The organism is Alkaliphilus serpentinus (assembly GCF_009017255.1).
Lineage (GTDB): Bacteria > Bacillota > Clostridia > Peptostreptococcales > Natronincolaceae > Alkaliphilus_D > Alkaliphilus_D serpentinus.
In genome coordinates this window covers 1-9354 of sequence record NZ_WBZB01000074.1, presented here as the reverse complement: position 1 = coordinate 9354, position 9354 = coordinate 1, and the positions used below count along the sequence as shown (strand labels likewise).

The window sequence follows — 9354 nt, the reverse complement described above, 5'->3', positions numbered from 1 at the left end:
GAAGTTACTTTTTCATTTCACCATAATGTATATTTTTATTTTTTAAATCTTATTAAAAATTTTTATTCAACATTGGAAATTTTAGATACTTACCGCAGAACAGCACAATAGAAATAAGTATATTATATGTATAAATATATTATTTTATATATTATGATTTAATTATTTCTTTTGCTCCTATAAATAAAAAAATACCCTAGGGGTATTTTTAAGCTTTTTATAAGTTAAAAATATATGACTTTTATTGCTACAGAAGTTTACTCTTAATTTTCCATTTTCAATTTTCAACTTACAATTTTAGGTTTAATATTTTTCCTTTAGCTCTACTTCAATTAACCGCACTAAGGCTTCTATAGCTTGTTCTTCATCTGGACCATCGATTTTTAAAAGTAACTCATCACCTTTTTGAGCACCTAAACTAAGGATATTCATGATGCTTTTACCATTGTACTCGTTACCATCCTTTATAATATATACATCAGATTTATAGGAAGTAGCAGCTTTAACTAAAAGACTAGCTGGTCGTGCATGTAGCCCAATTTCATTTTTTACAATAACCTTCTTTTCAAGCATCCCTAAGCCCTCCCATCAATGGATTAACCCTTTAAAAGTGTTTATTATATAATATCAGTTTTTTAACAATTTTTCAATTTTTTATATTTTTTCATACAAAAAAGGCCCTAAAGGGGCCCCAGACCATCGAAAAAGTATAAAACTACAATTAAACACCTATATTCTTAAATAATGAGAAATCTGCGGAGATAAGAATAAAAGAACGAGAAAATTACAGATACAATAACCCCTGAGAGATAGTCCCCAGCATATGACAGTATAGTATTTTCAATGTCTGAGCCGAAGGTGAGTTTTGAAAATACCTGTGATTTTTGAGTTCATCCTGCCTTGTGACCGAGAGCCAATTTCTCAGTTTTAAAATATAGGGGTTTTTCGATAACCTCAGGCCCTAAAGGGCCTAAAACTGATCTAGTTTATATAAACTTAATCCATTTCATTTCTAATATCGATATGTCATCCTTAATCGTTTCTTGGCTTCGGGTAAGCTTTTTAAGGTTTAATGTGTAATGGTGATTTTCAAAATTTATTTCCTTTTTAAAATAATCAATAATCCCTTCATATTCTAGTGGTTTTCCATCGGTATCCTTCAACTCCATTAAACCATCAGTATATACAATGATGGTATCTCCCGAATCTAAACATACCGTCTTTTCATCATATCCTTCCCCAAATTCAAAGCCTACGGGAGTTCCATATGCATCAAGCTCATATAATCCCCCATCATTTTTTATGATGATTGGTGCAGGGTGGGCTGCTCTAACATACTTTAAAACTCCAGTTTTTACATTCAGGATCATGTAAAATATCGTAAAATAATGCTTATATTTATTGAAGGGGAATCTTTTATTAAGATAGTTTATAACTTCTAAAGGGGAGATAATTTCATAGTATGGATACTCATTTATTTTTCGCTTTAATGGCGACCCTCTTTCCACATCCAGGATTAGGAATTCAGATAAGGCCACCGCCAGCATCGATGAAGCGATCCCATGGCCCATCACATCAATCATATATAATCCCATGTGATCCTCATCCAGCATGAAGGCATCAAAAATGTCTCCCCCTACCTTGCCCGATGGTTGAAAATGCCAAATAAAGGAGCAATTAGGTATGCTTCCTAGGGATTTTGGTATCAAGGACTCTTGAATGTTGGCAGCTAGAGAAAGATTGTTATCTAGCTCTTTCTTTTGATTTTCTACTAGAGCTAAGCTTTCCTCTAATGCCCTTTGGGAATGTTTTAATTTTTTATGAAGACTGACGATTCGTAACTGATTCTGTATTTTGTGGATCAGTTCCATTTCATGAAAGGGTTGCTGAATAAAATCATTTATGGGTACCGCTAAAAAATCCAGCTTTAATTTTTCGACAGCACTATGGAGGTGGACAATTAAAGGGATATCCTTAGTGCTATACTCCTCCTTCAGTTTCTTACAAGCCTCTAAACAAATGCTGCCTTGGAAAACATTCATGATGATTATATCTGGTTTTATACGAACTACTAATTCAATCATGTCTTCCTTCATTATCTCTTCAATAACCCCATAACCAAAACGTCTAAGCAAGCGCTTCATAGAGCATGAATCGTTGTTATTTGGTTGAAACACCAGTATTTTAGCCGCATCCAAACTTCATCCCCCCTTATGTCATAAAATCATTTGATAATTGTACTCTAATTGTAGCATGGTTTAATGTCAGCTACCATCATCAAAAATATTAAAAATTTGTTATATGGGATATAAGCCGCATTCTCTCCCTAGAAACTATTTACTTCTTTTAATGTATTAATTTTCAATTACTTCCTTAACAAATAAAGTAAGCTCCTTCATAAGATCCCTTTTTATATTACTGCCCTTTATCCTTACTACAGGCCTTAAAGGAAAGCCTTTATGAAGATGGATTACAATTCCTTCCTCACCATTATTTAAGCCAACCTGAGTACCTAAGGGGTATACTGCGATATTCCCGATAAACTTTCTTGTTAGCTCATGATCAATATGACTATTAGTTACACTCATTAAGTATTCGACTCCGCGATGAGGCAATACTCCCTTTCTATATACTCTGTCTGCCGTTATAGCATCATAGATATCACAAATGGCTACAATCTGGGAGAAGAAATGTATATTTTTTTTCTCCGCAGCCTTAGGATATCCACTTCCATCAACCTTTTCATGATGCTCTAATGCAACCATTGCAATTTCTTCAAAGTATCCAAGCTTATCTTTTATGATTTCATATCCATATATTGTATGCATCTTCATTTTATTCATTTCATCTTCTGTCAAACTAGTGGGTTTAGATAGTATTTCATCATCGATCTCTATCTTCCCTACATCATGGAGGAGGGCCGATAAAGCCAATTTTTTCAGATTTCTCTTTGAAAGGCCTAGGGATTCCCCCATAATTATTGCAAATATTGCAACATCTATTGAATGAATATAAGTATAAAAATCCTTTCTACGTATTCCTTGAATTCCAATATAAACTTGTTTATGTTCAGTGATACATTGAATAAGGTTGTTGGAAATATCGTCAAGAGTTCCTTTATCTAAGGTATGGTTTTTCTTTAAGCTCTCCATTTGGTTACTGAACTCATCAAAGGAAACCTTGTATACCTTTTGAAGTTCTTCAACCTCTCTTAAAAGGATATCATCCACATCATATAATTTATTTATATCAGGTTCAAAAATTGCTATATCGGTAATAAAATAATCAATATTATTCCTTAGCAGTTTTCTACGCAATATATCTGTCATCTCTGTGCCCTTTTTTATTAGCACAGCACCATTACAATTATACAAATCCATAGGTATTGGAGATCCGTCCTTTATCTGAGACAAATATAACTTTTTCATCCTACTATCCTCCGCACATCTATTGCAAAAAATTTGTTAATTTTAAAACAGCTTCTTTATATTAAAGTTCTACCTTTAGATATAAAAACCTCTTTATCATTCCATATAATATTGGTTATTCCCTCCACTAAGCTTAAGTCATCATGAAGCTGATGGAGTTCTATTTTAGATGGTAGCTTTGCATAAAAAATAATTGAAGTATAGGTATCCGCTTCATCATCTGTAGTTGAAGCCTCCATACTGATATTTCTAATATCCACCTTGTGGGATGCCATCACTGATGATATTTCACCCAATAATCCTAATCGATCGATGGCTGAAACTTTTATGATGGTATATTTTTTATTCTTCAAAATACTACCCTCAACTACCCTCAAGATAATTAAGGAGAATAGCGATAATCCCGTTGTAACAAGGGCAGCCGTATAAAAGCCTATACCAATGGTAAGGCCGATCCCTCCACTTATCCATAAGCTGGCAGCAGTAGTTAACCCTTTAATATTGGTACCCTCTCTAAGGATGGTCCCAGCCCCTAAAATTCCTATGCCACTTACAACCTGAGCCGCAAGCCTTGAGGGTTCACCTCCATGGCCTCCATCTCCAAATCCTATAAAACCATATATCGAAACAATCATAATTAAGCAGGAGCCCAATGTAACTAAAATATGGGTTCTAAATCCTGCAGGTCTATTACTGATTTCTCTTTCAAAGCCAATTACTCCACCGATTATTGTTGCCAATATCAACCTTAAAACCAATTCACCCATAGTAATCATTTTTTATAACCCTTTCCAGTCCATAGTCTTCCTTCTGTAATTTTCCTTAATTTAACTATACCTTATGACCCTATATAAAACAATTCTTAATTTCTACAAATTTCTTCTATTTTCTTGTTTTGCATAAAATTTTGTTTGTTATTAAATGGAAATCGGTGTATTATAATTTAAATACCTTTACTTTTTAACTTGTAAAAAATACATGGGAATGATCTATCCTAAGAGGGTATAAATTTTTATATGGATTTACTAAATCTAAGGGGGTTACGTTATGAACATTAAATTTTTAGGAGCTTCAAAGGTTGTTACAGGTTCGAATTTTCTAATAACCACCGGCACCTACAATATTTTGATTGATTGTGGACTTTTTCAAGGTAGCCAGGAGCTGGAAAAACTCAACTTCGAGGATTTTGAATTTATCCCATCGGAGATTGATTTTGTTATTTTAAGCCATGCCCATATCGATCATTCGGGGCGGATCCCAAAGCTGGTAAAGGAAGGCTTTAAGGGAAAAATCATTTGTACAAAAGCCACCCACGATTTAGCAGAAATTATGCTGGTGGATAGTGGCCATATTCATGAGTCAGATGCAGAATGGTTAAGTAGAAAAAGAGAAAGGGCCGGGCTACCTCCTGTCGAACCTCTTTATACAGCCGATGATGCTAGAACAAGCTTAAATTACTTTGAATCAAAGCTATATAATCAGAAGTTTATTTTAAATGATTCAATATCCCTACGCTTTAGGGATGCTGGACATATTTTGGGCTCCTCCATTGTAGAGCTTTGGATTACCGAGAAGGATGATACCTTAAAAATTGTGTTTTCTGGAGACCTTGGAACAAAGGATAAACCAATTATTAGGGATCCTGAATTAATTGAAGAAGCCGATTATCTAATTCTTGAATCCACCTATGGCAATAGGCTTCATGAAAATGTAGCAGAAAGATCCTCTAAGCTGATGGAGATCATTAATAAAACCGTTAGTAGAGGAGGAACTGTAATCATTCCTTCCTTTGCAGTAGGTAGAACCCAGGAGCTTATTTATGAATTGAATAATTACTATGCTGCCAATAACAATTTAGAAGAATTTATGAAGGTACCTATTTATATTGACAGCCCAATGGCTATTTCAGCAACAGAAATTTTCAAAAGAAACTCCGATTGCTTCGATACAGAAACAAGAAAAATGATCTTAGAGGGAGAAAATCCCCTTCATTTTCCAAACCTCCATTTTGTTAGAGATCATAAAGAATCTATGAGATTAAATACCGCAGAATATCCTAAAGTTATCATCTCTGCCAGTGGCATGTGTACAGCTGGAAGAATTCGACACCATCTAAAGCATAATTTATGGAAGGCTAAAAACAGTGTGGTTTTTGTTGGTTACCAAGCAGAGGGCACCTTAGGTCGAATTTTAAAGGATGGAGCCCAGAAGGTAAAACTATTGGGCGAGGAAGTTGCAGTTTTATCCGAAATCCATAGTATTGAAGGTTTTTCAGGCCATGCTGATCAAAGAGATCTAATTGACTGGGTTAAAGCCTTTAAAAAGAAGCCCAAAAGAATTTTCTTAGTTCATGGCGAAAAGGATTCCAGCAAAGCTTTATCAGATTTAATTAATAAAGAACTGGGAATCCCAACCCTTATACCGGAGCTTGGATATACCTTCCAATTCGAAGAATCTGTTTTAAAAACCAATTCTGGAGAGATTTTAGAGCCTTTACAAAGAAGAGAAAACATTAAGAAGGAGCTTCAGGAGGTTTATGATCAATTTGAGAGCTTAGTGTCAAAAACAAACTTATTTGTCGAAGACAAGCTACTTGAGAAAAACTACGACGACTTAAAGAATAAACTGTTGGATTTACAAAGGGAGCTTATAAATCTGAGCCTGTTGCTGGGTAAATAGTCACAACAAAAGCAATCTATTTAATTGCATGATAAAGTGCCACTAATCAACTGATTTTACAGTTAGAGGTGGCACTTTTTTTAAACTTTATATAGCTTATTAATTTCTTTACGCTTATTTCTATTTTCTAAAAGTATTTTATAGGCATCTTCAGTTTTTTTCTGTTGTTCTAGCCTATATCCTATTTGGTTAATCTTTTCCTTTAAGGTTTTATTATTATCCATGGTGCTCCCTCCAAATAAACCCATTTTACTTATATATATACTTATGTTTGTATATTATTTCATTAATTTAATTTTAATACCTTCTTATCTTATTGTCAACCTCAATTCTGAAAAAATGCAAATTATGTGAATATCCTAACCTCATTCCTCAAATAGGCTTGTCCTTTTATAATGGTTAGGAAAGCACCCTAAACCATAGCTTGTATAAAACATCCTTATTTTCTATGTTTAATAAAAAGGGAACTACAGATTTTTCCATAATCCCCCTTCTTATCCCTATCCCTACTAGGGCTCCCTTATATCGTATAGCTGATCAAAGGCCAATTGTAGCTCGTCATAAGTATCAACACCCACTATTCCATCGGATACAAGATTAAAATCTCTTTGAAAGCTTCTAACGGCGGCTTCCAGCTCCTCATCAAAGATTCCATCTATTTCACCTTCAAAATAACCTAAATCAGTTAAAGTGGTCTTAACTGAAAATACATCGGGTCCTGGTTCTACACCAACGCTTAAGATTCTTCCCGTAAAGACATTGCCTGTAATTTTCACGGGAGTTCCTAAAGGGACTATATCATATAGCTCCTCAACATCTTCATTGTACATCCTAATACAACCATTACTTGCTGCTGTACCAATGGATGCAGGGTTATCAGTACCATGAATACCATAACCACCCCAAGGAATATTAAGTCGCATCCATCTTGTACCAAAGGGGCCTCCTGGGTTTAAGGTTATTTGTATAATCTGCCAGTCACCTACAGGAGTAGGTGTTGACGGTTTTCCAACGGCCACAGGATAAGTTCTAATGATTTCTGTAAATTGCTTAAGGGTTAAAAGTTTCCTCTCTAAATCAATTTCGATGGAATAACCCTCTTCAGGCAATGGATATTTGGTTTCAGGATCTAACCCTATTGAATTCCATGTTTCAGGACCAACAATCCCATCGGGGTCAAGTCCAAAATCTGCTTGGTAGTTCCTGACTGCTTCAAATACTTCTTCATCATATATGCTATCAATTTCCTGATTATAATAACCCAAGGTGGTAAGACGTTCCTGTAGGTGCATTACATCAGGCCCCTCCATATAGGGGGTTAACAATCGTAAGTATCTACTGGCTAATTTCATATCACACTCCTCCTTATTACATCATACGAAGGAGATTGGAATATGTGATGATAAAATATTTTTAAATAGATGGAAGGATTATATTAATGAGCTTTTGCCTTTAATCCTCTTTACAAGAAACTTATTAACAGTTATAATTATATTTATACCCCCTCCCCATAGGGGTTGGGAGAACCTATATTGGAAGGAGACGAAAAATGAAGGATATCAACTATTATATTAAAACCAATCGAGTTTTTACTCCGATCCGAAAATACGGATGGTTTTTTACTGTTTTGGTGGCCATTGGTGGACTGTGGGAGCCTAAGCTTGGACTTCTTGTTCTATTCATTATGGCAGGTTTAACAATAACCGCCTTTTTTACCGGCAGATATTGGTGTGGAAATTTTTGCCCCCATGGTAGCTTATTCGATGTACTATTAACTCCCTTAAGCACCAACAGAAAAATACCTAAAATTTTGAAATCTAAGATTATGATTATTGGCTTCTTTGGTTTCTTCATGTGGAATTTTTCAAGAAAGGTGTTTAAAGTATTGGGAATTTGGGGGAGCCTCCAATTCTGGGATCGTCTTGGTTTTGTTTTTGTTACCACCTATCTAATGGTATTAATCACTGGGGGATTATTAGCCATATTTGTTAACTCTAGAACCTGGTGTCAGTTCTGCCCCATGGGAACCATCCAAAAACTTTCCTATGGCTTGGGTAAAGTGTTAGGGGTTGTTAAGAAAACCGATAAGAAGGTGACTATATTAGATAAGGAACTGTGTCATCTATGTGGCAAATGCTCTAGGGTCTGTCCCTTCCAGTTGACTCCTTACCTTGAGTTCTCAGATCATAATCAGTTTGATAATATCAACTGTATTAGATGTGCAACCTGTGTTGAAAACTGCCCTGCTGGCATCTTATCCATCGGTACAGAGAAGGAGACTGCAAAGCTTATAGAAGACCTTTCATTAGAGGGATATAAGAATCGTCAAAAAATTAAAGCCAAAATTTCAGCCATCAGAGATTTTAATAAGGATGTTAAGGAATATGTCTTTACTTTTGCTACTCCAAGTGAGGTGGCCTATAAGGCTGGCCAGTTTATTCTAGTTAAAATTCAAGATGAGCCCAAGGCCTATAGGGCCTATAGTATATCCTCCTATAATGAAGACAATAAAACCCTTAATGTCATTATAAAGAAGGTCGATAAGGGCTATGGAACTGATATTATTTTTAATAAATTTAAGGTTGGGGATTTCATTGAGCTAGAGGGACCAATGGGGGATGAGCTGGTACTGGATAGAGCTGCTGATAAGCTTCTATTTATAGGAAATGGTATTGGAATTACTCCTTTTATAGCTCTGGCAAAGGATGCTGTCCTTAACCAATCAGTAGCCCAATTTATAAAGCTTCTACAGGGTCAAAGATACGAAGAGGATTTTATTTATGATGAGTATTTTAAGGATTTAGATAAGAACTATGATCAGTTTCAATATATTTCCGTTGCATCTCGACCAAAGAACAAAGATCAATGTAAGGGTTATGTAACGGATTTATTAAAGGAAATGGATCTTAAGGGCTATAAGGTTTATATGTGCGGTTCTAAAAAAATGATTATAGATAGCTATGATATTCTTGTAAAACAAGGTGTAAAGAAAGAAGATATCTACTATGAAAGCGAAGAAAAAATTAAGGGTATAGAAAATCACCCTAAAAAAGCTGCTACAGCTTGATAGTATTGGTAAGTCCTTCCCATCACTGGAAGGGCTTTTTTTTACTTCTTATAAAGTTTACATATCACAATCTTTCCTTTGTTGGAATAAGCTTTATTGAGGGGAGAGAGTTCTATGTCAATTAAGTCCTTTGTATCTAAGGTTTTTAAGCGGAAAAAAACCACAGGGACGGTTCGGGAC

8 protein-coding genes are annotated in these 9354 nt (G+C 35.0%); 2 read left to right on the top strand and 6 right to left on the bottom strand.

Going from position 1 to position 9354, the window contains the following annotated elements; all coding sequences use genetic code 11:
- Nucleotides 1-303: 303 nt before the first annotated feature.
- From F8153_RS15685 to F8153_RS15670, 4 genes are all read right to left on the bottom strand, one after another.
- The gene (locus tag F8153_RS15685; RefSeq protein WP_151867300.1) at nt 304-573 is read right to left on the bottom strand and encodes an HPr family phosphocarrier protein; all 270 of its coding nucleotides are present in this window, start codon (nt 571-573) and stop codon (nt 304-306) included.
- Between the two features lie 413 nt (nt 574-986).
- On the bottom strand, nt 987-2198 hold the full coding sequence (locus tag F8153_RS15680) for a SpoIIE family protein phosphatase (protein ID WP_243137013.1): 1212 nt from the start codon (nt 2196-2198) through the stop codon (nt 987-989).
- 156 nt (nt 2199-2354) lie between these two features.
- On the bottom strand, nt 2355-3428 hold the full coding sequence (locus F8153_RS15675) for an HD-GYP domain-containing protein (RefSeq protein ID WP_151867299.1): 1074 nt from the start codon (nt 3426-3428) through the stop codon (nt 2355-2357).
- Nucleotides 3429-3484: 56 nt separating this feature from the next.
- A complete protein-coding gene (locus tag F8153_RS15670) occupies nt 3485-4204 on the bottom strand; it encodes an MgtC/SapB family protein (protein ID WP_151867298.1) in 720 nt (239 codons plus the stop codon).
- A 271-nt stretch (nt 4205-4475) separates the two neighbouring features.
- On the opposite strand from F8153_RS15670, the gene F8153_RS15665 reads away from it, so the two are divergent.
- A complete protein-coding gene (locus F8153_RS15665; protein ID WP_151867297.1) occupies nt 4476-6107 on the top strand; it encodes an MBL fold metallo-hydrolase RNA specificity domain-containing protein in 1632 nt (543 codons plus the stop codon).
- A gap of 80 nt (nt 6108-6187) precedes the next feature.
- Here the strand turns inward: F8153_RS15665 and F8153_RS16280 are convergent, their stop codons facing one another.
- Both F8153_RS16280 and F8153_RS15660 read right to left on the bottom strand, forming a co-directional pair.
- Nucleotides 6188-6331, bottom strand: coding sequence for a hypothetical protein (locus F8153_RS16280; RefSeq protein WP_192929865.1), 144 nt, complete (start codon nt 6329-6331; stop codon nt 6188-6190).
- 285 nt (nt 6332-6616) lie between these two features.
- A complete protein-coding gene (locus tag F8153_RS15660; protein ID WP_151867296.1) occupies nt 6617-7459 on the bottom strand; it encodes a L,D-transpeptidase family protein in 843 nt (280 codons plus the stop codon).
- A 197-nt stretch (nt 7460-7656) separates the two neighbouring features.
- Between F8153_RS15660 and F8153_RS15655 the strand changes: the two genes are divergently transcribed.
- Nucleotides 7657-9174: a 4Fe-4S binding protein gene (locus F8153_RS15655; protein ID WP_151867295.1), complete on the top strand. Its 1518-nt coding sequence runs from the start codon at nt 7657-7659 to the stop codon at nt 9172-9174.
- Nucleotides 9175-9354: the final 180 nt, after the last annotated feature.

Coding starts and splice junctions, on each gene's coding strand:
- F8153_RS15685 (WP_151867300.1), bottom strand. CDS start 573: ATGCTTGAAAAGAAGGTTATTGTAAAAAATGAAATTGGGCTACATGCA.
- F8153_RS15675 (WP_151867299.1), bottom strand. CDS start 3,428: ATGAAAAAGTTATATTTGTCTCAGATAAAGGACGGATCTCCAATACCT.
- F8153_RS15670 (WP_151867298.1), bottom strand. CDS start 4,204: ATGATTACTATGGGTGAATTGGTTTTAAGGTTGATATTGGCAACAATA.
- F8153_RS15665 (WP_151867297.1), top strand. CDS start 4,476: ATGAACATTAAATTTTTAGGAGCTTCAAAGGTTGTTACAGGTTCGAAT.
- F8153_RS16280 (WP_192929865.1), bottom strand. CDS start 6,331: ATGGATAATAATAAAACCTTAAAGGAAAAGATTAACCAAATAGGATAT.
- F8153_RS15660 (WP_151867296.1), bottom strand. CDS start 7,459: ATGAAATTAGCCAGTAGATACTTACGATTGTTAACCCCCTATATGGAG.
- F8153_RS15655 (WP_151867295.1), top strand. CDS start 7,657: ATGAAGGATATCAACTATTATATTAAAACCAATCGAGTTTTTACTCCG.